Source organism: Ruminococcus gauvreauii, from assembly GCF_025151995.1.
GTDB lineage: Bacteria > Bacillota > Clostridia > Lachnospirales > Lachnospiraceae > Ruminococcus_G > Ruminococcus_G gauvreauii.
The window spans coordinates 541,606-566,201 of the sequence record NZ_CP102290.1 but is presented as its reverse complement, the minus strand read 5'-3'; the positions used below and the strand labels follow the sequence as shown (position 1 = coordinate 566,201).

General features: G+C 47.7%; 24 protein-coding genes. 20 read left to right on the top strand and 4 right to left on the bottom strand.

From position 1 onward, the window contains the following. Positions 1 to 7 precede the first annotated feature (7 nt). From NQ502_RS02730 to NQ502_RS02715, 4 genes are all read left to right on the top strand, one after another. Positions 8 to 1,306, top strand: a complete 1,299-nt coding sequence (locus tag NQ502_RS02730; RefSeq protein ID WP_028529198.1) for an ATP-binding protein — start codon at positions 8 to 10, stop codon at positions 1,304 to 1,306. 31 nt (positions 1,307 to 1,337) lie between these two features. Then, positions 1,338 to 2,879, top strand: a complete 1,542-nt coding sequence (locus NQ502_RS02725) for a Ppx/GppA phosphatase family protein (RefSeq protein WP_028529197.1) — start codon at positions 1,338 to 1,340, stop codon at positions 2,877 to 2,879. Positions 2,880 to 2,887: 8 nt separating this feature from the next. After that, positions 2,888 to 5,029 carry an RNA degradosome polyphosphate kinase gene (locus NQ502_RS02720; protein ID WP_341349421.1) on the top strand — a complete coding sequence of 714 codons (2,142 nt, stop codon included), beginning with the start codon at positions 2,888 to 2,890 and terminating at the stop codon, positions 5,027 to 5,029. 192 nt (positions 5,030 to 5,221) lie between these two features. Next, positions 5,222 to 5,389 (top strand): hypothetical protein, encoded by a 168-nt coding sequence (locus tag NQ502_RS02715; RefSeq protein WP_156887911.1) that lies wholly within the window; start codon positions 5,222 to 5,224, stop codon positions 5,387 to 5,389. 12 nt (positions 5,390 to 5,401) lie between these two features. On the opposite strand, the gene NQ502_RS02710 is transcribed toward NQ502_RS02715, so the two are convergent. Together NQ502_RS02710 and NQ502_RS02705 are read right to left on the bottom strand one after the other, a co-directional pair. Continuing rightward, positions 5,402 to 6,241 (bottom strand): PHP domain-containing protein, encoded by an 840-nt coding sequence (locus NQ502_RS02710; protein ID WP_028529195.1) that lies wholly within the window; start codon positions 6,239 to 6,241, stop codon positions 5,402 to 5,404. An 85-nt stretch (positions 6,242 to 6,326) separates the two neighbouring features. After that, on the bottom strand, positions 6,327 to 6,686 hold the full coding sequence (locus NQ502_RS02705) for a winged helix-turn-helix transcriptional regulator (protein WP_028529194.1): 360 nt from the start codon (positions 6,684 to 6,686) through the stop codon (positions 6,327 to 6,329). 140 nt (positions 6,687 to 6,826) lie between these two features. Between NQ502_RS02705 and NQ502_RS02700 the strand changes: the two genes are divergently transcribed. The 15 genes from NQ502_RS02700 (at position 6,827) to NQ502_RS02630 (ending at position 22,440) form a co-directional block, all read left to right on the top strand. Continuing rightward, positions 6,827 to 7,351 carry a nitroreductase family protein gene (locus tag NQ502_RS02700; RefSeq protein WP_044983358.1) on the top strand — a complete coding sequence of 175 codons (525 nt, stop codon included), beginning with the start codon at positions 6,827 to 6,829 and terminating at the stop codon, positions 7,349 to 7,351. A gap of 204 nt (positions 7,352 to 7,555) precedes the next feature. Beyond that, on the top strand, positions 7,556 to 7,738 hold the full coding sequence (locus NQ502_RS19370; RefSeq protein ID WP_327240958.1) for a transposase: 183 nt from the start codon (positions 7,556 to 7,558) through the stop codon (positions 7,736 to 7,738). A 185-nt stretch (positions 7,739 to 7,923) separates the two neighbouring features. Next, positions 7,924 to 8,775 carry an HAD family hydrolase gene (locus tag NQ502_RS02690; protein WP_044983357.1) on the top strand — a complete coding sequence of 284 codons (852 nt, stop codon included), beginning with the start codon at positions 7,924 to 7,926 and terminating at the stop codon, positions 8,773 to 8,775. Positions 8,776 to 8,793: 18 nt separating this feature from the next. Next, on the top strand, positions 8,794 to 10,236 hold the full coding sequence (locus NQ502_RS02685; protein ID WP_028529192.1) for a hypothetical protein: 1,443 nt from the start codon (positions 8,794 to 8,796) through the stop codon (positions 10,234 to 10,236). Positions 10,237 to 10,260: 24 nt separating this feature from the next. Continuing rightward, positions 10,261 to 12,150, top strand: coding sequence for a serine/threonine protein kinase (locus NQ502_RS02680; RefSeq protein WP_049898236.1), 1,890 nt, complete (start codon positions 10,261 to 10,263; stop codon positions 12,148 to 12,150). A gap of 12 nt (positions 12,151 to 12,162) precedes the next feature. After that, on the top strand, positions 12,163 to 13,773 hold the full coding sequence (locus tag NQ502_RS02675; RefSeq protein ID WP_028529191.1) for a serine/threonine protein kinase: 1,611 nt from the start codon (positions 12,163 to 12,165) through the stop codon (positions 13,771 to 13,773). Between the two features lie 101 nt (positions 13,774 to 13,874). Next, complete coding sequence (locus NQ502_RS02670) at positions 13,875 to 15,188, top strand: hypothetical protein (RefSeq protein ID WP_028529190.1); 1,314 nt, start codon at positions 13,875 to 13,877, stop codon at positions 15,186 to 15,188. 39 nt (positions 15,189 to 15,227) lie between these two features. Beyond that, on the top strand, positions 15,228 to 16,994 hold the full coding sequence (locus NQ502_RS02665) for a serine/threonine protein kinase (protein ID WP_028529189.1): 1,767 nt from the start codon (positions 15,228 to 15,230) through the stop codon (positions 16,992 to 16,994). A gap of 19 nt (positions 16,995 to 17,013) precedes the next feature. Continuing rightward, the gene (locus NQ502_RS02660; RefSeq protein WP_028529188.1) at positions 17,014 to 18,444 is read left to right on the top strand and encodes a protein kinase; all 1,431 of its coding nucleotides are present in this window, start codon (positions 17,014 to 17,016) and stop codon (positions 18,442 to 18,444) included. A gap of 69 nt (positions 18,445 to 18,513) precedes the next feature. Continuing rightward, positions 18,514 to 19,098 (top strand): vWA domain-containing protein, encoded by a 585-nt coding sequence (locus NQ502_RS02655; RefSeq protein WP_049898234.1) that lies wholly within the window; start codon positions 18,514 to 18,516, stop codon positions 19,096 to 19,098. An 82-nt stretch (positions 19,099 to 19,180) separates the two neighbouring features. Next, positions 19,181 to 19,849: a ribose-5-phosphate isomerase RpiA gene (rpiA, locus tag NQ502_RS02650; protein ID WP_028529187.1), complete on the top strand. Its 669-nt coding sequence runs from the start codon at positions 19,181 to 19,183 to the stop codon at positions 19,847 to 19,849. Positions 19,850 to 20,183: 334 nt separating this feature from the next. Next, a complete protein-coding gene (locus NQ502_RS02645; protein ID WP_028529186.1) occupies positions 20,184 to 20,681 on the top strand; it encodes a flavodoxin family protein in 498 nt (165 codons plus the stop codon). A gap of 13 nt (positions 20,682 to 20,694) precedes the next feature. After that, positions 20,695 to 21,327, top strand: a complete 633-nt coding sequence (locus NQ502_RS02640; RefSeq protein ID WP_028529185.1) for a DUF3786 domain-containing protein — start codon at positions 20,695 to 20,697, stop codon at positions 21,325 to 21,327. Between the two features lie 32 nt (positions 21,328 to 21,359). Then, positions 21,360 to 21,947 carry an SOS response-associated peptidase gene (locus tag NQ502_RS02635; protein ID WP_028529184.1) on the top strand — a complete coding sequence of 196 codons (588 nt, stop codon included), beginning with the start codon at positions 21,360 to 21,362 and terminating at the stop codon, positions 21,945 to 21,947. Between the two features lie 121 nt (positions 21,948 to 22,068). Beyond that, the gene (locus NQ502_RS02630) at positions 22,069 to 22,440 is read left to right on the top strand and encodes a hypothetical protein (RefSeq protein WP_028529183.1); all 372 of its coding nucleotides are present in this window, start codon (positions 22,069 to 22,071) and stop codon (positions 22,438 to 22,440) included. Here NQ502_RS02630 and NQ502_RS02625 read toward each other — a convergent pair whose 3' ends face one another. Together NQ502_RS02625 and NQ502_RS02620 are read right to left on the bottom strand one after the other, a co-directional pair. Then, a complete protein-coding gene (locus NQ502_RS02625; RefSeq protein ID WP_028529182.1) occupies positions 22,441 to 23,232 on the bottom strand; it encodes a class I SAM-dependent methyltransferase in 792 nt (263 codons plus the stop codon). It lies immediately after the preceding gene. Between the two features lie 27 nt (positions 23,233 to 23,259). Further along, complete coding sequence (locus NQ502_RS02620) at positions 23,260 to 23,847, bottom strand: TetR/AcrR family transcriptional regulator (RefSeq protein WP_028529181.1); 588 nt, start codon at positions 23,845 to 23,847, stop codon at positions 23,260 to 23,262. 156 nt (positions 23,848 to 24,003) lie between these two features. Between NQ502_RS02620 and NQ502_RS02615 the strand changes: the two genes are divergently transcribed. Further along, positions 24,004 to 24,540, top strand: coding sequence for a flavodoxin family protein (locus NQ502_RS02615; protein ID WP_028529180.1), 537 nt, complete (start codon positions 24,004 to 24,006; stop codon positions 24,538 to 24,540). The last annotated feature ends 56 nt before the right edge of the window (positions 24,541 to 24,596 follow it).

Sequence of the window (24,596 nt, the reverse complement as noted above, 5' to 3'; positions counted from 1 at the left end):
AGAGAACGTGACCAGAATAGAGGAGTGTATTTTATACCGTGACTTTGAACAGGGAGAGATCCTGGATGGCGTTACGAAAATCATACAGGCGATACAGAATAAGGATGAGACGGAAAAATACCGCTTTATGTATTATCAATGTCTGAACGGACTTGTGGAGATGGCGGGAGCGTATGGGTTTTCAGGGAATCTCTGGCATGATTATCTGACGTATCTGCTCGTAAATAAAGAGAATGCGTTCAGCACCGCGTGCGAGATCACAGGACATGTGGACGGCAGCGTCAATCAGATGGCGAAACACGATTTTGTCCGCTTTAAGGAACTGTATGATTTTGACCTGACGGTGTTTGACGAGGTGTTTCAGTCTAAGGACAGTGCAATCATCTGTGATTATCAAAACACAGGGACGGATGAGAACAGGAAGCTGTTCAACAAACGGGTCCGCGACCGCATCTGCACTCTGAGCCAGCGCCTGGAGGGATGTGAGAGCGTTGAGGAGTTCATGGATGACATGGTCAGCTTCTACAAAGATTTCGGGGTCGGAAAGCTTGGCCTTCACAAGGCTTTCCGGATCGATCACACGAAAGAGAATGTGGAGATCATCCCGATCACGAATATCGCGCACGTACAGCTGTCTGATCTCGTGGGGTATGAGATCGCCAAGAAAAAGCTGATTGACAATACAGAAGCTTTCGTCAGCGGAAAGAAAGCCAACAACTGTCTGCTTTTTGGAGATGCAGGGACCGGCAAATCTTCGAGTATCAAAGGAATCCTGAACCAGTACTATGACCGGGGCCTGAGGATTATCGAAGTATATAAACACCAGTTTCAGGACCTGAATGCGGTGATCGCCCAGATAAAAAACAGGAATTATAAATTCATCATTTACATGGATGACCTGTCCTTTGAGGATTTTGAAATAGAGTATAAATATCTGAAGGCCGTGATCGAGGGAGGACTGGAAAAGAAACCGGATAATATCCTGATATACGCTACATCGAACAGGCGTCATCTTGTCCGGGAGAAATTCAGTGACAAGGAGGAACGCCGGGATGATCTGCATTCATCTGATACCGTACAGGAAAAACTGTCGCTGGTATCCAGATTCGGTGTATCGATCTTTTTCTGTGCCCCGGATAAGAAGGAATTTCAGAATATTGTAAAGACTCTGGCGGAGCGTTACCACGTGAATATGCCGGAAGATCAGCTTCTGCTGGAAGCAAATAAATGGGAACTCAGCCATGGAGGTTTATCGGGCAGAACGGCTCAGCAGTTTATCGATTATCTGCTGGGGCAGCAAAAGTAGCCGCAGAGAAGTATCAAATGGAGGAATGTATATGCAGGTCACCATGTTTGCAACAATAGAAGTTGGGTCTTACAGTGTGAACCTTAATGTGTTTGAGCTATCCAGAAAAGGGGGCATCAAATCCATCGATCATGTGACGCATCGAATCGAACTCGGGAAAGAGACGTATGCTGAGGGAAGAGTATCGGCACAGCTGGTCGACGAATTATGTGTGATCATCAGGGACATGACGCAGATCATGGCCGGCTATCGGATCGGTGATTACCGGGCCGTTGCCACGAGCGCCATCCGGGAGGCCAAAAATTCCATGATTGTGCTGGAGACAATTTTTCAGAGGACGGGGATCCGTATCCATATCCTCAGCAACTCCGAGCAGCGTTTCCTGGGATATAAGGGAATCGCGTCCAGGGGAGATGCTTTCCAGAAAATCATTGAAAAAGGGACTGCGATTCTCGATGTCAGCGGAGGCAGTATTCAGATCTCGCTGTTTGACAAGGATAACCTGATCACAACACAGAATGTAAAGCTCGGAAGCCTGCGTGTGAGAGAGCGCCTGACCGTAGTGGAGAACGAGACAACGCATTATGAGATGCTGGTTGAGGAGCTGATCCGAAATGAGATTGTAAGTTTTACGAAGCTTCATCTGAAAGACCGAAAGATCAGTAATGTCATACTGATAGGAAATAATTTTACAGATTCCATCCTTTATAACCGCGAAGGCGTGGATTCCAAAGTACTGACTCAGGAAGAGTATATGGAATGGTACCGTATGATCATCGGGCGTTCACCGATCGAACTTGCCGTTAAACTGGGAATTCCTCTCGAATATGCCTCTCTGATGATTCCTACAGCGATCATCAATAAGAGGCTGATCCAGGAGATGGGCGCGCAGAGCATCTGGATACCGGGAATTCGCCTGGCTGACGGTGTCGCGTATGATTATGCTGAGAAATCGAAGATCATCAAATCAGAACATAACTTTGACAATGACATCGTTATGGCTGCCAGAAACATAGGCAGAAGGTATGCGGTCAGTAAGAATCATACACAGCAGATGTCCAGACTGGCACGCACGGTCTGCAGTGCGATGAAACGTGTGCATGGGCTGACGGATCGGGAACAGCTGCTCCTGGAGGTGGCAGTGCAGATCCATGACTGCGGAAAATATATCAGTCTGAGTAATGTGGCTGAGTGTTCGTTTAATATCATCATGTCTACCGAGATCATCGGGCTGTCTCACCGTGAGCGTCAGATGATTGCTCTGGCTGTCAGGTATAATACGCTGCCCTTCGATGATTATGCTGCGATGAACAGAATCGCAGATCTGGGAGATTCAGATTACATCCGGGTCGCGAAGTTGACAGCGATCCTGCGGCTGGTAAATGCTCTGGACCGCAGTCATATGCAGAAGATCGACACCATGAAGGCGTCCATAAAAGATAATGAACTGATTCTTACGATAAACACAAAGAAGGATTTTACACTGGAACGGGGACTGGTGCAGGATAAACTGGACTTTTTTGAAGAAGTCTACAGCATCCGACCTGTGATCAAGGTGAAAAAGATAATATAGGAGGGGTGATGATGGACTATTCGCAATGGAGCAAACCGGAGTATTACAAAAACCGTGAACTCAGCTGGATCGGGTTTAATGAACGGGTTCTGAGTGAGGCAAAAGACAGAAATATTCCGCTTTTTGAGCGCCTGAAGTTCCTGAGTATAACAGCTTCCAATCTGGACGAATTCTTTATGATCCGGGTGGCCTCGCTGAAAGATATGGTGCATGCGGAATATTCGAAGCCGGATATCGCCGGCCTTTCACCGAAAGAACAGCTGAAAGAACTAAGTCCCAGGACACATGAACTTGTGCAGGCACAGTATAATACGTACAACCGGTCCCTGATCCCGGCGCTCAGCAACATCGGAGTCAATGTGGTCAGTTCCCACGAACAGCTGAGCAAGGGGCAGGCTGCTTATGTGGATACGTATTTTGAGGAAAATGTTTATCCTGTCCTGACGCCGATGGCGATGGATTCTTCGCGCCCGTTTCCGCTGGTGAGAAATAAGACACTGAATATCGGAGCGCTGATCAGGAAAAAAGAAACAAAGAAAAATAAAGAAGTGCTGGAGTTTGCAACGGTCCAGGTGCCTTCGGTGCTGCCGCGAATCATCGCGCTTCCGGACGGCAAGAACGGAGAACGCTGCGTTATTCTTCTGGAGGAAGTGATTGAACGTAATATCGGCAAGCTGTTTCTCAGCTATGATGTTGTCTGTGCTTATCCTTACAGGATCATGCGTAATGCGGATCTGACGATCGATGAGGATGAAGCCGCGGATCTGCTGAAAGAGATTCAGAAACAGCTGAAAAAGAGACAGTGGGGAGAAGTGATCCGCCTTGAGGTGCAGGACGGAATCGATAAACGACTCCTGGAGATTCTCGAGAAAGAGTTCGATATCAGGGAGGAAGATGTATTTCATATCGGCGGACCGCTTGACCTTACATTCCTGATGAAGATGTACGGGATGAAAGGATACGATGACTTTAAAACCCCTCCGTACGTGCCGGCTGCAGTTCCTGCGCTGCAAAATGAGGATGATATTTTTACAAACATCAGAAAAGGCGATATTCTGCTGCATCACCCGTATATGAGCTTTGAACCGGTCGTCGATTTTGTCAGACAGGCCGCGAGGGATCCGGAGGTTCTGGCGATCAAGCAGACGCTGTACCGGGTCAGCGGAAATTCGCCGATCATCGCAGCGCTTGCACAGGCAGCTGAGAACGGGAAACAGGTTACAGTACTGGTAGAACTGAAGGCGCGGTTTGACGAGGAGAACAATATTGTCTGGGCAAAAATGCTGGAAAAGGCAGGCTGCCATGTCATCTATGGACTGTTGGGGCTCAAAACGCACAGCAAGATCACGCTGGTGGTGAGAAGAGAAGAGAGCGGAATCCGCAGATACGTGCATCTGGGGACCGGAAATTACAACGATTCTACTGCTAAGCTATATACAGACTGCGGACTTCTGACGTGTAACGCCAGGATCGGTGAAGACGCAACGGCAGTGTTCAACATGTTGTCCGGATACTCGGAACCGGGCAGCTGGAATAAGCTGGTGGTCGCACCGCTCTGGATGCGGGACCGTTTCCTTCATCTGATCGAGATGGAAGCCGAACATGCCAGAAAAGGAGAGAAAGCACATATTATAGCGAAGGTTAATTCGCTGTGTGACCGTGATATCATAGCCGCATTGTATGCTGCTTCTGCCGCGGGTGTAAAAATCGATCTGATCGTGCGCGGAATCTGCAGCCTGAAGGTTGGGATCCCCGGAGTCAGTGAAAACATATCTGTGCGTTCCATTGTGGGAAACTTCCTGGAACACGCCAGAGTCTTTTACTTCTACAGCAATGGTCAGGAGGAGATCTATATGGGCAGCGCTGACTGGATGCCCAGAAATCTGGATAAGCGTGTAGAAATCAGTTTTCCGGTTGAAGATCCGAAGCTGAAAGAGGAAGTAAAGCATATTTTGGACATTCAGTTGAAAGATAATGTGAAAGCACACATTCTGCAGCCGGACGGAAGCTATGATAAAATTGATAAACGGGGAAAAGTGCTGATTGATTCTCAGAAATGTTTCTGCCAGGAGGCGACGGCAAATGCAAGGAAGCCGCAGACTTCAGGCGATCAGAGAGTATTTATACCCGCGGAACCTGCGGAAGAGTGAAGCATAAGATTTTTATAAAAAGAACGTAATATAAGGATATTGACAAAGCGTTGGATTTGAGTTACATTATGTGTAGCAAATCTGATGGGCCAAAAAAGAGCCTGGATTCCAGGCTCTTTTTGTGTAAAATATTGATTCTGCCGGGGGATGTTACAATGAAATCAAACACACAGAAAGGAACAGGTAAATACTATGAATCTGATTGCAGAAGTTGAAAAACAGGTATTGAAAAATATCACAGGTACGAAAGCTGAGGCCGATTATGCTTCAGCGTCAGACAATCGTATCTACCAGAACGGCAAGATGGATGCCGACATGGGAGAAATCCGTAAGATCAGTACGGCTAACCGCGGTCAGTAATGCCGCAGGCGTTTAATCTCCTTGCAGATCCTCCCATATTTCATAGGGAATCGAAAGATTTCCACGGCCAACTCCGATTTCAATTCCGGGCTTGCCCGCGCCGTGATAGTCAGAACCGCCGGTGATCTTCAGGCTGTATTTTCTCGCCAGGCGCTTCATGTTACTCTCGTCCATCCAGCGGTTGGCGGAGTAGATGGCTTCCATGGCGTCCAGCCCGGATTTTTTCAGCTCTTTTACGAGTAAGTCCAGGTCAGCATCATTCATATGATAAAGCAGCGGATGCGCCAGCACAGCGAAACCACCGCCTTCGTGGATCAGCCGTACAGCCTGAAACGGCGTTACCTTCTCACGCGGAATAAAACACGGGCAGTCGTCCCCGATATACCGCGCAAAAGCATCCGGTATGTCCTTTGCGTAACCGTGTTCTGCCAGGAAGCGTGCAAAATGCGCGCGGGTCCATACCGAACCCGGATATTCTTCCGCCATCTGCTCATGGCTGATGGAGACACCGTGATCGTTCAGTGCCCGTATCATTTTTTCATTTCTCAGATCACGGGAATCGAGGAACTGCTGAAGCGATTCCGCAAAGTGATCATTCGCTGTATCAATTCCAAGTCCCAGGATGTGCACATCCTTCCCCTTATAATTTGTTGAAAATTCAATTCCCGGTATCAGCTCGATGCCGTATTCCTCAGCTTTTTTTTTCGCCCGTTCAATCCCGGCGATCGTGTCGTGGTCTGTCAGTGCGATTGCATATAACCGCTGTTCATGTGCATGGATGACGAGCTCTTCCGGGCTTAAGGTTCCATCCGAACAGTCAGAATGCACGTGCAGGTCAATAAGTCTTTCCATGGGTACCATCTCCTCTTTGTATAACGCTATTATAGCAGAAGAGGGCGGAAGGTCAAGGTCGGTGCAGTCGGCAGCAGGCCGGAGATTATAAATATTCTTCCCCCCACTTTGCGATTTCAAAGAAGATAGGGAAGAACGCCCTTCCCTTTTCCGTCAGAGAATATTCGACGTGGGGAGGTATCTCATTGAACTGTACGCGATTTACAATATCCATATTCTCCAAATCTCTTAGTGTTGTTGTCAGCATCGTATTGGTAATCGTGGAGAGTGATCTCTTGAGTTCACCGAAACGATAACTTGGCTTTTTACACAGTTCGTAGATAACAGCTAACCGCCACTTGCTGCTGAATAATTTCAAGGTTTTGCAAACGGGACAATCCTTTGACATACTGTCTGTACGATGAACAAATTCTATGTATTCTTCACATGTCATTTCTTTAATCATGTTGTTACTCCTTCCGATATAATCTTGTCAACTGTGGTACGTTTTCCGATACTTACACAGAATATTCTGCGTACTTGCATATATTTACAGTTCTAAGTATAATTATTGTATCATGAAAATATAGAGGAGGAAACAGTAAAATGGAATTTATGAAAGTAATTCAGAGCAGACAATCCTGCCGTGCCTTTACCGATGAAATGGTGACGGGAAGTGATCTGACCAAGATAATTCAGGCCGGAAATGCTGCCCCTGTGGCGAATGGTGTCTATGAAAATGTACAGTTAACCGTCATACAGAATAAAGAGCTGATTGCCGGACTGGAGGAAAATGCACATAACGCTATGCCGGGCATTCCGGAACATCCATTATATGGACTGTCAACCGTTATTTCTATTAATTGTAAAATTGAAGAGAATACGGCGATGGCATGGGCGAACGCGTCTGTCATTGCCGAAAATATGATGCTTGCTGCCACTGATTTGGGTCTGGGAAGCATCTATCTAATGGCGGTACCGGTTACGGCACAGTATAATCCCGAATTGTGCAGAGATATTAAAGTTCAGGAGGGATTCGCACCTTATGTTATGGTAGGAATCGGCAAGCCACAAAACGGATTGGAGGAACGGGAGCTCACAGCGGACCGTATCAGCATCACATATATCTGATCGCAGTTCAATGATAAAAATACAGGGCTTATGCGCATTATCAAAACCATCCAGTTGCCGATGCAGGACATGGCTCCTATAATAATTATCTTTACTGCGAAGAGCATGGAATGGAAAAATATATGAAATCCACCAAGTTCCAAAAGGAAACAGCCGATAAAAAGTACCGGGAAAATCCTTACTATGCAGTAAATTTCAAACGGGATGAGACAGGAAATCTATGAATGCGAATCATGCGAGGGTTGCCCGCACAAAAGGGAATGCAGCCCTAAGGCATCAGGCAACCGGACGATCCGAATGAATCAGGAGCTGACTTCTATTCATCAGGAAGTAATATCAAATCTCGAATCTGTACATGGAGCACATTTTTATCATAGCAATTCATAGCTACTAGTATACTTGATGTAATATACAAAGAAACGCCAGATCCGTTCATTTATCGGGTTTGGCGTTTCTTAATTAGGGACTTATTTTACAGCCTCTGCAAATTTATGATAAAATGAAAAAGGCGTCTAACGACGGCCACCTGATATGCTATAATAATAGCATCTGGTGCAAAAGAGGTGGTTAATATGGGAATAAAAATAGAATGTGTGGCGCTTGATCTGGACCGCACAACATTGAATGTACAGGGAAAACTGAGTCCGGGAAACCTGAGGGCGATCGAACAGGCTATTAACGCAGGCATACATATTGTTATCGCAAGCGGCAGGGCTTACTCTACGCTTCCAACAGAAGTGACGGGGATTGCAGGGATTGAGTACGCGGTAACTTCAAATGGAGCAGCGATCTATCGGATTTCTGATCATACCTGTCTGAAACAGTATAAGATTCGGAGCGCATCCGTGGATACCATACTGAAAATGTCCGCGGATGAGCCGGTGACATATGAGGCGTTTGTCGATGGCGCGGCGTATGCTGACCGGGATTTCATAGAGAATCCGGTAAAATACGGGACCTCCCTGCAGGCTGTCGAGTACGTGAAGAATACAAGGCATCTCGAACCGGATATCGTACAGTTTATCAAAGCACATATGGATGAACTGGACAGCATGGATATCGTCGTTCGGGATGCGCAGATGAAAAAGCGCATCTGGGAAAGGATCGCCGGGGCGGACCCGGAAGTTTATATCACATCCTCCGTGCAGCAGCTGATCGAGATATCACACCGGGATGCAGGCAAACATACCGGACTGCGCTTTGTGACAGAAAGACTCGGGATATCACAGGATCATGTGGCGGCCTTTGGGGATGGGGACAACGACGTGGATATGCTGAAGTTTGCAGGGTACGGGGTAGCCGTGGCGAATGCCTCCGACAACTGCCGTGCGGCGGCGCGTTATCTGACGAAACACCACAATGAAGACGGCGTGGCATACGGGCTGAGAGAGATTCTCGGATGTATTCCCGCAGAGAAATTGTGACAGACGAGGAGAAATGAGATGGGAGATAAGAAAAAAGCAGGTTTATTTGAAAATATGATACAGAATCTCAGCATGAACTTCGTAGAACTTCCGGAACTGCTGGAGACTGCGGCTGAAGAAAAACAAACGGGTCAGATGCCGCTTCGTCTGCAGATACTGGGGAAGGGTTTTGCCGCCGGATGGGATGCGGCGCGGGTAAATGCAGAACTTTTGGAGCACGACTGTGAAGCTTTGTATGCCAGAAGTTTTTATGAGGCGAGTCTGATCTATGCGTTTGATCATCATATGGTTTACGGCGAATGGAAACGGTTTTTTGAGGAGTGTAAAAATTATTGTGATCTGGCGGCTTCTGCAGAGCAGAATATCTTCAGGGGCGGGAAAATCACACTGCAGCAGCTGAAACGGTACGTTTCGCAGGAGTCTACGGGTAACCTGCAGACCGAGATGCTGACAAGGTGGATGGAGCAGGAGATTCGGACCAAAGAAAAACCGGAAGAGTTCCGGAGCTTTATGAGGGATAATCAGGAGAAATTTTCGGCAGTTCGTGAAAAGGCAAGGTATTACTTCTGTAAATATCTCTATTTTTATATACGGGAGAAATGTGATAATTATTATCGCGGCTGTGAGAAGGCGGAGCAGGCGCGAAGGCAGTATGGGAATGCACTGGACAGGCAAGAGAGGGGAATTCTCGAGCGTTTTGCACTTGAAGAGCTGAATTTCCTGAAACCATTGACTAAGCTGAAAAAAGACGCGGAGAAGGCAAAGAATACGATGCCGATTCAGGAAAAGAGAGAGTATCTGGAGAATGCGGCGCTGACGCCGGGCGGAATCTTTGATGAATTCAACTATTTCTATTTCGGTTATGTTTCCGCTGACTGGATGGAGGTGCTGTTTGAACTGTACGGTTCTTTTGAGCAGTGGCCCCTGGAGATGAAGGTGAGAGTCGCGCATTCCATGGGACTGTGCAGTGCCAATCCGGACGAGCAGGAGAAGCGAAGGGCGCTGCGGCAGCTTCGGGATATGGAGCAGGAACAGCTTGCGAAGGAACAGGCGCTGGATGCCGCGTATGAACGCAGTGATGCCGCCGCCAGAAAGCTGTATCAGAGAGGACGCGTGGGGGAGGATTATTTCCGGGAATTCATCACCGGATCCAGGGATATCAACCGTTCCACGCTGATCAGCTTCCTGCTGTTCGTCAAGGCGAGAACCCGTCTGGACGAGGATAACCGGATCACGCTGAACCGCCTGAACCGCATTTTATTAAACTGCGGATTTACACAGCTGCGCCCGGACAGTTCCTTCGATCAGTTCGTGATGCATTTCCTGAAGGCCAAGGATCCGATGGAAGTGCTGGAAGAAGAGGTGGAAAAGCAGGTCTTAAAGGGCCAGGACTTCTATCTGTATAAAGTCTACCGGGATGCATACTGTCATCAGACAGAATTGCTGGAGTATCTGGTATGATGTTTACAGGAGGGGGGGAGCTGTATGGGCGGGGATATGAAGCACTGTATTTTCTGTATGGAACCGCTTGAGGAGGGACAGGAGACATGCCCGGTCTGCGGGAAGACCTCCTGGGAATACCAGTGGGAGAAAAACTGGCTGCGGCCGCAGACGCTGCTGAATGAACGCTACCTGATCGGAAGCGTACGCGGGGAGGGAGCGTTTGGGATTACTTATCTGGGATTTGATACGGTTCTGTCGCACAGAGTGGCGGTGAAAGAGCTTTTTCTGAAAGACGGTGTAACACGGGAAGAAAACACGCAGAATGTGATGCAGATAACGGAGGAGCAAAAAAATACGTTTCTGGAGGAAGCCGTCATGCTGGCTGGCAAATATGATATTCCCGGCATCTGTTCTGTCAGGGACTATTTCTGTGCAAATGGGACGGCATATATCGTGCAGGAATATCTGCCGGGCGGGACACTGAAAGAATACTTGAAAAATCAGCCGCATCATCGGCTGGAAGCAGATAAACTGAATCAGATATTCCAGCCGGTGCTTCAGGGACTTGCGCGGATTCACGGTGAGGGGATCATCCACTGCGATATCAGCCCGGACAACCTGATGTTTGATGGGAACGGAGGATTGAAGCTGATCGATTTCGGCGCTGCAAGACAGAAGCTGCAGCCGGGAGATGAACGGATCCTGAAGGACGGATATGCACCGCCGGAGCAGTACCAGGACGGACAACTGCTGGGGCCATGGACGGATCTCTACGCACTGTGTGCGGTGATGTACCAGGCGCTCGGAGGCAGGAAACCGCCGGGTTCACCAGAACGGATGCGTCATGACAGGATGGAGCCGCTTGGAGATCTGGCCAAAGTCCCGCAGGATATCGCACGTGCGGTGATGCAGGGGCTGTCCCTCGACATCCGGAAGCGTTATTTCAGTGCGGTTAATCTCATGGAGCAGCTGAACATGGATACCGGCGGTGCGGACATGCTGCTGGGGGCAGCCCGGGCGGTCTGGGGCGAGGTCTGGCTTGCGGCTACGGCGGAACAGGCGGGTGACTTCCAGCGGGCAAAAAGGCGGAGAGTGACAGGCTGTCTGCTGAAGCGCGCCGGGATTGCAGCGGCCGTTTTGTGCAGTATGGCGCTGCTTGTTTTTGGCGGAGTGCATGCCTATGTGCGGACACATCCGGAGGAGGTCTTTCGGTGGCGCGTGAAAAGGGCACAGGAATATGAAAAGAGGCATCCGGACTGTGAGATCATCGATGTGAATTCTCCGGAGTATGAGGATATTGCTGCGTTTGCCAAAACCTATGGGATAAAGGATGAGGATGAGACTTTTTATTCTTACTATAAGGATATTCCGAAACAGAAAGTGAAGAAAATGGGGCTGGTCAGCAATGCATGTCATAAGTTTTATCTCGATAAAGACACATTGAAGGATATTATTTCCTATTATCTGGATATGGATCTTGAGAAGAAATCCGGTGAGTCTGTATCTGACTACAATAGTAAGATAACTGTCAAAAATGGGAAACTAAAGCAGATTAATATTTCATGTGCGGGGACGACAACCTACCAGTTTGTTTCAAATGGTACCAACAGTACACTTAAAGTCAGTTATGATGTTGTAGATGAGAGAGTAATGCAGGTGGTACTTTCGGGATCTGCAAAGGATTGCCGGATTATGTTAAAAGAGGTGCTTCCATATATTGTGCCGGAAACGTATCTGACGGAGGAGGAAGCTGATGATATCATAAATCATGCACAGTCATTGCCGGAGGATGAGAGTGTGTGGTTGGATGAACATGCAAAATACAGTTTTCTAAGTGTGAAAAAAAGATCTCCGGATGTATTTTCCGGTGAAGATAAAACAGTAAAGATGGATTTTTCCATAAGTGCAGGGGGAGTCAATATTTTCTGGTAATGGAGGTGCGATATGGCAAGCGATTTAACACAGGATACCCTGCTGCATGATCGTTACCGGATCAGCAGTATACTTGGCAGGGGAGGGTTTGGAATCACCTGCCTTGCCAAGGACCTACAATTAAACCAGCAGGTAGTGATCAAAGAGTACATATCGGAACATTCTCCGGACAGTGCGAAACGTTTTTTGCGGGAGGCGAAGATTCTGGCATCGCTGTTCGAGATACCGGGGATTGTCAAGGTACTGGATTATTTTCAGGAGGAGGAGAGGGCTTATTGCGTGATGGAATACGTACGCGGCATCAGTCTGCGCAGCTATCTGGAACGCAGAGAAGAGCCGCTGACTTTTGAGGAGAGCTGGCAGATGCTGCTGCCGGTGCTGCGGTCACTGGAAAAAGTCCATAAGAAGAAACTGCTGCACCGTGATTTTAACCCGGATAATCTGCTTGTGCAGGAGGACGGCAGCCTGAAGCTGATCGACTTCGGTTCGGCGAGACAGTTTGTGGAAGAGACGGATGCGTCAAAGACAATGACAGTGCTCGTAAAGGATGGTTATGCACCGCCGGAACAGTACCTGAGAAGGGGAAGTCAGGGACCGTGGACTGACATTTATGCGATCTGTGCCACCGTGTATGAGATGGTGACCGGATGTATCCCTGAAAACGCGCTGGAACGGCAGGTTCGGGACAGTCTTTATCCGCCGTCCGCATACGGGGCGGACATCCTGCCGGAGCAGGAAGCGGTGCTGATGAGGGGGCTGTCTCTGGAAGCCGGGCAGCGGTTTCGTACGATCCGTGATCTGTGTACAGCAGTTGATCCACCTGTTCAAAATGAGAAGAAGCGGAGCAAACGGCGCATGGCAGCCCTTATCATTGCCGTCATTTTACTATGTCTTGCCGGCGCTTTCGGCGTTTATCTGTGCAGCAGCCGACAGGAGGATATCACCGCCTATGCCGGGAATTATGCTAGGGGATCGGCGGAGTATGAGGAATTTATGGATTTCGTCAGGGAACGGGCGACGTCGTCAGAGCCTGGAGAAAAGGGCGGGACGCTCTATCATCTGGATGAAGCTGCAGTGCGGGAATGGGGGCTGCCGTCCAATTCTTTTCTGCTTGATACTACGGTGGAAGAATATCTGCATGAGATCGAACAGCTGGGATATCAGCCAAAGCTTCAGGAAAACGAGACGAAGGATATGTTTCATGTGACGGAACTGCCTTACGGCGTGATCCAGACTTCTTTTGGACGCCGGGAGGAGTACCGGCTGCGGGACGATCTGCGGATGAGGGTCATCTATGATCTGGTGAGCCGGAAGATACAGACTCTCTATGTGTATGCTGCGCACGAAAGCGGACAGGATATCAGTGAATTTGCAGCGGATACGGCGCTGATCTTATCCGAGGATATTGAGGAAGGACGCGAGGAGCTGGCGGATGACTACCGTGAGGCAGGGAAGGAATATATGGAGGCAACAGAAGGAGGAAAAGAGGGCATCGGCAGGGGATACACCTATGCGGACTGTGAGATTATGCTGCTGCGTGCTATTGAAGATGATCTGGGCTTTGCGTTTTCGCGCAAAGGACTTGAGGGGATGGCGACGATGCCGAACTATAACTGGCCATAGTATAACTGCCAGGCAGGGACAAAAAACAAATTTTCCAAACCACAGCCTATAATGAAGACAGTTCAAATAACGACAGTTTTCATGATTAGGAGGGAATGGATATGAGGAAACATTTGAAAGGCAGATTATTAGGGATACTGGCGGCGGTCATGACATTTTCGGTGCTGAATCCGTCAATCGCATCGGCGGATATGGGAAATTACAATTTTGTCTCCATTGAATCAGAAGTTGTGGACAGCATTACGGTAAATGGAGTAACTGTGGAGGCACGTTATAAACCGTATGGAGCAGGATATGATACGGACTCAACATACTGCTGTGCGGCACTTGTTCAACGCTTTTACAGCCAGGTATACGGCAGAAACGTCTCGAATCTGAAACGCACGACGTCCGTGCCGTATATCGATCAGGGCAGCTTTTCTGAGACGGCGGCGCCGAAGGTCGGGGATGTGCTGCGGGACAATTACAGCGCCCACTGGGCTATCGTCAAGGAGATAAACGGAAATACCGTAACGCTGATCCAGCAGAATGCATGGAACGGAAGCTATACAAAGGCTTGGGTAGGGGCGACGGTACAGATCGGGGACCCGCGTTATACCTTCTTTACCTGGGACGGCAATCAGCAGACGGAGGGAGCCGGAACCGCTGCCGGGAATTATGCGATCGAATATACGGATCAGGAGATCGGTCAGACAAACGCCGTGGTACACGCCAAGGTCAGCAATCCAAACCGTGTGCAGGTGACCCAGGTGGGCTGCAGGCTCTGGGACGCTAAAGGGACACTGCTGAAGGAACATGTGGAGAACTGCCAGAGGCAGGAGAGCCGGTTCAATATGTGGTATGATATCAGTGCAGAGCTCGGTGTGACGCTTACTCCTGCGACGGCTTATAGCTATCAGTTCTTCGTGATGGAAAACGGAGCGGAGCACCCGGGTGAGGTGCAGACGTTTACGACGCAGCAGGGATCTGCGAAGGAGACGGATTCTGTGCGTACCAGCGAAGAACGGATCAGTGACGCGATCCTGCTCATGCAGGCAGGGGTAAAGCATTATGCGAAAGATGAGCTGGAAAATATCGTCGGGGCTCCGGCGCAGACTTCGGATACGGCGTATTATTTTAATATCGAAACGCTGTTTGAAAAACCCGGATGGATGACGTTTGAAATGGCACAGGGAAGCGACGTTACCGGTGTGAGATGGGAATATACATACGGAAACGGCAGTGAGGAGAATCTGCAGTACAGCGAGACGTTCTACAAGGATATTGCCAAGGTCGCAAAGAAGGTGTTTGGAAAAAGCGGGAAAGGTCTCTGCACAAATCCGAACAATATGACGATGACATGGGAGGGACAGGCAAAAGTGGAGAGAAATCTGGTAAATGGTGTGCCGGTGGTCAGTGCCTATGTGTTCGAATGACACAAAATGGTTATTAACTGGCTTCAGTGAGGGTATGAGATGGAACACAAAAGATGTATCTTTTGTATGGAACGATTAAACAATGAGGATGGGATATGCCCGGCATGCGGGAAGAGCCGCTGGGAATACCGCTGGGAGCAGAAGTATTTGAAGCCTTACACGGTATTGCAGGAAAAGTATCTCATCGGTGCGGTCTCGGAGGTTAACGCCTCCGGGGCCATTTATGCTGCCTGTGACCTGGTGCTGGATCAGAGATTATCAGTGCTGGAATTGGAAACGGAGGATCCGGAAGATTTCCTCAGGAAAGCGGAACGGTTATTCGGCAATTTTGACGTTTTGGGACTGGCGGCAGTCAAAGATTATTTTGTACGGGAGACGAAGGGCTATCTGGTGATGGAAGACCTGACTCAGGGCAGTCTGAGAACGGCGATGGAGAAAAAGCAGCTGCCTAAGAGGACTCCGGATGAAATGGTAAAGCTGTTTTCGCCGGCATTGGAGGCATGCGTATATCTGCACAGCATCGGAATGATCCATGGGGAGATTACGGCGGGTCATCTGCTCTTTGATCAGGAGGGAGATCTGAAGCTGGTCGGATTTCAGGCGAAGATGAAAGCTGCGGATGAGACGATGGCTCCGGAACAGTGCCAGGACACGAAACGATCAGGACCCTGGACCGATGTATACCGGCTGTGTGCGGTTCTGTACGAGACACTGACGGGAAGGAAGGTTCCGGCAGCTGCCGAACGGCTTAGGAAGGATTCTCTGAGGTGCATGTCGGACTATATTGCAGTTGCACCGGGCCTTGATCAGGCGGTGATGCAGGGGCTGGAACTCGAGATGAAAAAACGGTTTTTCAGCCCGGCATTATTGATGGAACGGCTGGGACTTGATGCCGGGAAGAGTAAAAGAATGAGCGGGGCTGTTCAGAAAAATTGGGGAGACCTGTGGCTGCAGATCGCCACGGAAGGCGAGCAGTTCTCATCCGCCAAAAAGAGGATTCGTCTCGAGCGGCGGATCAAAAAACGGATCGCTGCAGGTGTCGGTGCCGTGATACTATGTGCCGGTTTGGGAGTTTTGGGTCTTTGGATCTATTGTGAAATAAATCCCGGACGAGTGCTCGATTATAAGCTGGAGCAGGTAAGGGAAGCGGCACTACCTTCCACGGAGAGACGACTGACAGATATGAACTCGGAAGATTATACGAAACAGCTGGAATTTGTGAAAGAGAACGCCAATGAGATCAAAGAATATGATTGGTCGGTCTGGCATATGCTGGATCGGCAGGCGGCGGTCAAATGGAAGCGTACCAGCGATGAGTATGCAAAATTTTATCTGGATAAGGATACCCTGGCAGATGCATTTGAGTACAGAATGCAGCTTGGTGAAAAGCGTATGAGCAGCAAAGTAAGTGGTTATCAGGGGAATGTTAAGGTGGATAAAACAGGACTGCAGACGATGACTGTGATGTGCCGGGAAACAGAAACATATGATTACCCGGGGTGGGAACATTTGAAGATCATCTATGATGTGGTGGATGAACGCGTATTTTCTGTCACTTATCGGGCGAAGAAAGAGGAGCATGCCGTACGGTTTTTGACGAGCGTGCTTTCTGACATCTGCCCGGAGACATATCTGACAGAAGAGGAGGCATCAGGGCTGATCGGTAGGCTGACGAAAGAAGAAAATTCGGTACGACTTTGGCTGAATGCAAAATGCCGTCTTGACATCTATTACTATGGGGAGGAAGATTTTACTGGCGGTGACGACTATTATATTACGCTGGGAACAAGTGAGTGGGGGCTGTGACAGGGAGATGACGGTACGCATGGAAAAAATGGTAAATGAGCGCTATACGATGCTGCAGACATTGACGAATACAGATGAGGAAACAGTCTGTCTGGCGGAAGACTGCCTGTTAAACCAGAACGTAACTCTGACGGTATACCGCGGCGGAAATGCTTCATCTAAAACCAAACTGCGGGAGCATGCCGTAAATCAGGCAGCATGCTCGGATATCCCGCAGGTTATTAAGGTTCTGGACATCTTTGAGGAGGGGCAGGATCTTTATGTCGTATCGGAATACGTACAGGGGATCCCCCTGCGCCAGTATCTGAGGCAGCAGACTGAGCTGCTTGATTTTGAACAGGCGTGGAAGCTGCTGCGGACGGTCGCCGAAGCTGCCGCGGCGGTTCGGAAAAAAGGACAGGCGTTTCAGACTCTGGACATGGATTCCGTATTGGTGCGTGAAGACGGAGGCATAAAGATAAATACGCCTTTGATTCCGGAGCGCCCACAAGAAGGCGGGCAGTCAGATGATATCCGCACGCTGTGCGCCATGCTTTATGAGATGACGGCAGGGAATGGGTTATCGCTGTATCAGCAGGCAGCACTGAACCGGGGCATGGAGGCGGAGCGGCGACGACAGTACAGCGGGATACAGGAGCTGATCCGCGCGCTGGATCAGGAGAAAGGAAGCGCTGGGAAAAGCAGAAAACGGCTCTTTGCGGGCATTGCGGAAGGGTTCCTTCTGATCCTGATACTGGCGGCTGTCCTTGTGGGCAAGGGCATTCTCAGCGGACAAAGCAGAGAAGTGGAGGCGCTGGAGCTGGCGGGAAATTATGACAGGGGATCACCGCGCTATCAGGAATACGTATCCTTCGTGAAGGAGCATGCGGTCTCTGAGGAAGAAACTGAGGACGGCATCGTCTATACGCTGGATGAAGAAAGCGTCCGAAAGTGGAATCAGCCGTGTAATCAGTTTCGTTTTGAGATGTCGGCGGACACCGTTTTAAAGGAGCTGGAAGCCTGTGGATATGAGCTGACAAAGATCGACGAAACGGAAGAAAATACGGTTGAGATTCAGAAATATGGGGCAATTCTGACGAGATTCCAGTATACAGAAACGTATCTTGTGCTGGAGGGTGTGGGATTGGCGGTTGTGACCGATGCGGTAAATGGGGATCTGCTGATGCTGAGACTGTACCGGGGAGATGACAGTCAGGCGCCTCTTCACGGCGTGGGGGCGGATCTTCTGTGTATACTTTCGGAGGACTGGTACCTGGGGCCGGAGGAGACCGCCGCGGGACTGGAGGCGGACGAACAGGAGGCATTTGAGACAAATGGAAGCTATATACAGGGGCAGTACATACACGGCACACGGGAATGCCGCATGGATTTCTACTGGGGTGAAGCCGACAGGGTAATCAGGTATCTCTTTCATCCGAATCACGACTTCGAATACTATTACTGGCCGTGACATCAAAAACAAATTTTCTTTCCCTGAAGCTATACTGAAAGTATCAAAATGATAACGGAGGGCAGCGGCATGAAGAAAAAAGAGAGGATTACGGAACTGGTCTGTATTCTGGACAGAAGCGGTTCCATGTATGGGAAAGAAGCAGATACGATCGGCAGTTACAACAAGATGCTCCGTGAGCAGCAGCAGATTCCCGGTAAGGCATATATCACAACTGCACTTTTCGGAGATGAGTGTGAGATCTTATGCTGCCATACACCGGTCGGCTATGCCGGAGAGCTGACGGCTAAAGACTACTTTGTGAAGGGAAACACAGCATTATATGATGCGGTCGGAAAGGTGTTTTCTGTGGTGACAGATTCGCTGCACGATATGAGCCCGGCGTATGAGAAGAAAGTTGCGGTATTTATCATAACAGACGGCATGGAGAATGCCAGTGTCCGGTGGAGGGCACCGGAAATCAGGACGTTGATCGCTGAAAAACGAAAAAAGGGATGGAAAATCGTTTTTTTCGGAACGGAACCGGAATCCCTGCGGCAGGCCCGGGAAGCCGGGATATCAGAACAGGATTCAAATGTATATCAGAATGACGGGTGCGGAATTCGTAAAAGCTATGAGATGGCGGGACAGATTTTTACGGAAATGCGAAAGTAGCAGACACACTTGCCTTGTGTTCCCTGCAGTCAGGTGATATAATGATTCATAATAAGAAAAATTGAATTGCAGGAGGGTACATATGAACCAGAAAAAAATAGCAGGCGAAAAAGCGGCAGAGTATATCAAAGACGGTATGGTAGTGGGTCTTGGAACCGGATCTACAGCGAAATTCATGGTGGACAAGGTTGGAGAGATGGTGAAAAATGGTCTGAAGATTCAGGCGATCCCGACCTCAAAGGCGACGGAGCAGCAGGCAAGAGAGCTTGGCATTCCGCTTCTCTCCATCGATGAAGTAGACCATATTGATCTGGATATCGACGGCGTGGATGAGATCGACAGCGAGTTCAATGCGACGAAAGGCGGCGGCGGCGCACTGTTCCGTGAAAAGGTCGTTGCTGACCTGGCAAAAGAGGTGATCTGGATCATGGATGAGAGTAAGCTGGTGGACAGTATCGGTGCATTTCCGCTTCCGCTTGAAGTGCTCCCATATGGTTACAAGATTGTATTTAAGAAAATGGAAGATTTCGGATACAATCCGAAGATGCGTATGAATGGCGATGATCTGTTCGTGACAGACAACGGAAATTACATCATTGACCTGTGTATCGGCGCCCCGGCAGACATTGAAGATATCCGTCAGAAGGTAAACAGCGTCGTCGGCGTGCTGGAGACCGGACAGTTCCTGAAAATGTGCAAACGTATTATCGTTGGTACGGATGAAGGCGTGAAAATCATCGAGGCAGAATAAACTAATCTGAATAAGCAAATGATATGGAGAAACCGGGAAGTATATCTTTTTGGTTTCTCTTTTGTATCATGACATGGGTGTGAATAACAGCAGAACAAAAAGATAGTCCCGGCAGTAGGGGAATAGAATAGGGATTGCCCCAAGTCCTCAGATCTCTGCTCTGAAAGAACAGCTTGTAACGAAATATGAGAAAAATCTCTCCATGGAAGAGACTTATACTGTGTTCTTTATGTACTTTGGGATTTATCAATCCAAAACTAACGGAAATTGATATTGCAAAGGGAATGACGGAGTTATTCTCTTTAAAATAAAAAGCACAGGGAGGAAATGTAACATGAAGATTTCAATTATTTATGTAAGTCAGGGTGGTAACACGGAAGCAGCCGCGGAATACATATCAGAGGGTATTCTGGCAAAATTTCCTTTTATCGAAGTGAAATTGATGTCCATCCGGGATAATGAGGTGGATTTGGCATTTTTAAAACAGAGCGATGCGGTGATCATTGGAACCCCGGTGTATTGTGCGGGAATGAGCTGGGAGTTGAAAAAGTGGTTTGATTCAAATGTAAAGCTGGATTTAAGCGGGAAAATAGGTGCAGCATTTGTAACGGCGCAGTCCCCGGTTGGAGGGATAGATACGGCTATCATGGATATTGTCAGGAATATGCTTTTAAAGAAAATTCTGGTATTTTCCGGGGCAGGTGAAAAGACAGAGAACAAATTCCAGTTAGGAGCGGTTGGGATCGCAGAGACTTTGGATCATGATGCAGCGCAGTTTGAAATTTTTGGAGAAAATGTTGCACAAATAGCAGTGAAGATAGCAGCAAAGTAATAGGAGGTTGAAGATGGCAGCATCGAATTATGAGATTATGCGCGATCAGATGAGGGGAGAATTCACGAAATATGATCAGGCAAAAATAATTCGGAAATTTTCTCTTGAGAACGATGAAGACTATATTTACATAGATTTTGTGTTGAGACATTACAGAGTCAACCGTAAGAACGGAGTAGTAGAGTGGTCTGAAAATCATTTTGAGACTAGTGTGGAGGCAGATTATAATGAATCCATGACAATCTATGATGTGCTTTGTTATTCTAAAGACGACTGCAGTCTGTCCGGAAATTATTGTCCGGTAAATATGCTAAAAGGTACCGTGAAATCAGCAGCTCCGGGTGGAAATATGTTTCAGAAATCAGCAGATGAATTCAACGGAAAGCTGAAAGAGCTACGGGCTGCCTGCAGCATCCTTGGTGAAGAAATAGATATGAAAGGCGATTTGGCAGCAAAGCTATATACCTTTCCTTTTTTACCGGTTATCATCCAGTATTGGGAGGCGGATGATGAATTCCCGGCCAATCTGAAATTTATGTTTGATGAAAACATTATCGAATATATGCACTATGAAACCATCTTTTTTATGATGGGACATGTTGTGAGTAGAATAAAGGAAATCATGGATGGTATTGCTTTTGTATAAGCAAAAGTTTGATGAAAACGGAGGTAGCAGATTTGTGCGGAAGATATTATGTCGATGACGATACGGCAAGAGAAATCGAAAAAATCGTACAGCATGTGGAGGCCGGTCTGATAAAAGAAGCGGTTCGCGGAGAAGTCCGTCCGTCTGCCGCTGCACCGGTGATCTATATAAAGGATCGTCTTCTGACGGCGGGCAGTATGCGCTGGGGATTTCCAAGATATCAGAAAAGCGGCTTATTAATCAATGCCCGGGCGGAAACGGTGACAGAGCGGCCGACCTTCAGGGAAAGCGTACTGCACAGAAGATGTGTGATACCGGCAAAGCATTATTATGAATGGAATGCAGAAAGAGAAAAGGTATCTTTTAGCCGGGAAGATTCACCGATCCTTTATATGGCGGGGATTTACAAAATGGTACAGGGACAGGAAAAATTTGTGGTGATCACCACTCAGGCAAATGATTCTGTTCGTCCGGTTCACGACCGGATGCCGCTGATACTGGACACGGATGAGCTGGAGCGCTGGGTGCGCGATGACCAGGCTGTGGATTTCATTTTAAGTAAGACACCTGTGCGTTTGGAGCATCAGCAGGAATATAGACAGATGACGCTTAAGATCTGACGAGTTTTCCATGCAAAGGTTTATAGAATAGATCGAAAAGCGAAAAGTCTCGGGCAAATCTGATACGGGCCTGTTGCCCCTATGATTCAGACGACACCGTCTATGGTTTACCAGGAATTGTATGACACGAGCAATCGGGTGCTGGATGACATGGCCTACCGGAAATGCGGCTTTCTCTCATGTTCTGGCGGGCTGTTACGCCGGGATTGGCACGATTGGCGACAGCCATAATCTGATATCAAAAGAATTTGGTTCCAGAATGCGGGTGGTGTCGGTCATAACGGATGCACCCGTTCCGGAAGATGAGATGCTATCGCAAAACCTCTGTATTCATTGCGGACAGTGCCGGAAAAGATGTCCGATTCAGTGCTTCACGGAAAATGGCGATGATATGAGAGCATACCGCAGGGAAAAACCGGTTACTCAGAAAGGTATTTTGCACTGCCAGAATTACAATATTTGTTTTCAGTTGATTTTTTATCTATGCTTATGACTATTTTCTAAATATGTCAATCGCATGGCTCGTAATGCCGGCTAAATCTTCGCGCTCACAAGTGGCAAAATGGTACTTCAAATACAATTCAAACGTGTCATTGTCCATCGCGTCGACTGCTTCACGCATAAACAGGGCACAACCATCTGCCGCGACATAATTTAATCGAGTAACGGGAAATATAGACATCAAATTATCAATGTTTTCTTTACGGACAAGTTCAAATAAATCCTTTGGTTCGGATTTTGCGGCAAATGTCCGGGAGTCAATTAATCCCTTTTCTATGTATTCAGTAACGCTAATATTACCGCGTTTAAAGCCTTCATCAAGGAGACAGCCATCAGAAATAACATATGCTGCAAAAATTACGCCGCCCGGTTTTGTCACGCGGATTGCTTCGCTCAGAGCTTGGTGTTTATCTTCTATGCTGTATAGATGGTACAGAGGGCCTAACAAGAGCGTAATGTTGTATGTATTATCCCGGAAAGAAGATAACTCCACAGCGTTGCCCTGGGTAATAGTGACACTTTCGCCCGATTGCGTATTTTGATTGAAAACTTCTATATTATGCTCTATTAATTCCACAGCGTCAACAGCATAACCTTGACGAGCCAGCGCATGGGAATAGCGTCCGGTTCCTGCACCTATTTCCAGCACGCGGTCACCGGGTCTGATGTACTTTTCAATGTAACGCATAGTGGTGAGGAACTCAACTGTTCCATGCTTTAACGCCAGCCGATTATCCTCGTCATAATGATTGTAAAAATCAGCTAAGTATTGGTTGGCTTTCATATTGCACTCCCTGTATTTCTTTTATTTTCAAATTGATAAATCCCACTCTGGTTTTTCCTGCCTTATGAACGCAGATAATATATTCACTAGCATTTTTTCAGCATTTTTTCTATCTAATGCTAATTTTTTTGTCGCTGTTAAGACGGCTACACCGTGAGTATAAAGAAACAAATCTAAAAATATTACCTTTGCCTTATCTAAACCAATCCCAACGGTTTCTGAAAAAAGCTGTGCCTTTTTTTCATTGTCTGTTTCTTTATAAAAATCCTTTGCTTCCGTCATTTCCAAATCCATATCGTTTATAAACAACAGCTTAAATAAGTGTGGTTCTTCCCCCGAAAATTCAATGTATGAAAGAGGAAGAATTAAATAGGGACTGATATTTTCAGATTTACGATAATTCGAGACATACTGCTCATAGTATTCATACGCAAAAACAAGAAATTCTTTTTTTAATGCTTCCATATTTTCATAGCATGTGAAAATTGGTCGAGTTGAGCATTGCAGTTTACCTGCGATACTCCTTGCGTTTACGGTCTCGAACCCTGTTTCCCTTGTAAGCTCTAAAACAGTATTCAAAATCATTTCCTTTGTTATTTTTGCTTTTGGCGGCATAAAAGTATACCCTCCCTCGTTTGATTACATATGTTGCATAACTATTGTTGCATAATTGAGAATATATGTCAAGAGAGAAACAGGCAGTGGATAATTTACGCAGAATGTATTATCATAAAGCCACAGGGACAATAAAATCAAAGGAGGAATCAGTGAATGCGTATATTAGTGCTCAACGGGAGTCCGCGGCCAAATGGAAATACCGTACATATGATCAAAGCGTTTCGGGAAGGCGCCATATCTTCCGGACATCAGGTGGACGTGATTGATGTCTGTAAAAAGAAAGTAGGCGGATGCATTGCCTGTGAACATTGCCATACAGAAGGAAAAGGGGAATGTATCCAGAAGGATGATATGCAGGAAATCTATGAGCTGCTGAAAAAGGCGGAGATGCTGGTACTGGCGTCACCGATTTATTATCACGGGATGTCGGGACAGTTAAAGTGTGTGATCGATCGTTTTTATGCGGTGGCATATCCCGTAAAACCGACCGGCCTTAAAAAAATCGCCATGATTTTAAGCTCCGGGAATGAAGACATGTACGATGGGGCGCTGTTCTCTTTTAAAGGAGATTTTCTGGACTTTCTCGGACTTGAAGACATGGGGGTATTTACGGCACACGGAGAAGAGAACGGATCGGATGCAAAGCTTGCGGAACTCAGGCGGTTTGGGGAGTCGTTGAAAGATGCCTGATTCAAGACAAATGTATAAGCTGTTAAGTCAGGTCTAAAAGAAGTGGGGCTTATAAA

Coding starts and splice junctions, on each gene's coding strand:
- NQ502_RS02725 (WP_028529197.1), top strand. CDS start 1,338: ATGCAGGTCACCATGTTTGCAACAATAGAAGTTGGGTCTTACAGTGTG.
- NQ502_RS02720 (WP_341349421.1), top strand. CDS start 2,888: ATGATGGACTATTCGCAATGGAGCAAACCGGAGTATTACAAAAACCGT.
- NQ502_RS02715 (WP_156887911.1), top strand. CDS start 5,222: ATGAATCTGATTGCAGAAGTTGAAAAACAGGTATTGAAAAATATCACA.
- NQ502_RS02710 (WP_028529195.1), bottom strand. CDS start 6,241: ATGGAAAGACTTATTGACCTGCACGTGCATTCTGACTGTTCGGATGGA.
- NQ502_RS02705 (WP_028529194.1), bottom strand. CDS start 6,686: ATGATTAAAGAAATGACATGTGAAGAATACATAGAATTTGTTCATCGT.
- NQ502_RS02700 (WP_044983358.1), top strand. CDS start 6,827: ATGGAATTTATGAAAGTAATTCAGAGCAGACAATCCTGCCGTGCCTTT.
- NQ502_RS19370 (WP_327240958.1), top strand. CDS start 7,556: ATGAGACAGGAAATCTATGAATGCGAATCATGCGAGGGTTGCCCGCAC.
- NQ502_RS02690 (WP_044983357.1), top strand. CDS start 7,924: ATGGGAATAAAAATAGAATGTGTGGCGCTTGATCTGGACCGCACAACA.
- NQ502_RS02685 (WP_028529192.1), top strand. CDS start 8,794: ATGGGAGATAAGAAAAAAGCAGGTTTATTTGAAAATATGATACAGAAT.
- NQ502_RS02680 (WP_049898236.1), top strand. CDS start 10,261: ATGGGCGGGGATATGAAGCACTGTATTTTCTGTATGGAACCGCTTGAG.
- NQ502_RS02675 (WP_028529191.1), top strand. CDS start 12,163: ATGGCAAGCGATTTAACACAGGATACCCTGCTGCATGATCGTTACCGG.
- NQ502_RS02670 (WP_028529190.1), top strand. CDS start 13,875: ATGAGGAAACATTTGAAAGGCAGATTATTAGGGATACTGGCGGCGGTC.
- NQ502_RS02665 (WP_028529189.1), top strand. CDS start 15,228: ATGGAACACAAAAGATGTATCTTTTGTATGGAACGATTAAACAATGAG.
- NQ502_RS02660 (WP_028529188.1), top strand. CDS start 17,014: ATGGAAAAAATGGTAAATGAGCGCTATACGATGCTGCAGACATTGACG.
- NQ502_RS02655 (WP_049898234.1), top strand. CDS start 18,514: ATGAAGAAAAAAGAGAGGATTACGGAACTGGTCTGTATTCTGGACAGA.
- rpiA (WP_028529187.1), top strand. CDS start 19,181: ATGAACCAGAAAAAAATAGCAGGCGAAAAAGCGGCAGAGTATATCAAA.
- NQ502_RS02645 (WP_028529186.1), top strand. CDS start 20,184: ATGAAGATTTCAATTATTTATGTAAGTCAGGGTGGTAACACGGAAGCA.
- NQ502_RS02640 (WP_028529185.1), top strand. CDS start 20,695: ATGGCAGCATCGAATTATGAGATTATGCGCGATCAGATGAGGGGAGAA.
- NQ502_RS02630 (WP_028529183.1), top strand. CDS start 22,069: ATGACACGAGCAATCGGGTGCTGGATGACATGGCCTACCGGAAATGCG.
- NQ502_RS02625 (WP_028529182.1), bottom strand. CDS start 23,232: ATGAAAGCCAACCAATACTTAGCTGATTTTTACAATCATTATGACGAG.
- NQ502_RS02620 (WP_028529181.1), bottom strand. CDS start 23,847: ATGCCGCCAAAAGCAAAAATAACAAAGGAAATGATTTTGAATACTGTT.
- NQ502_RS02615 (WP_028529180.1), top strand. CDS start 24,004: ATGCGTATATTAGTGCTCAACGGGAGTCCGCGGCCAAATGGAAATACC.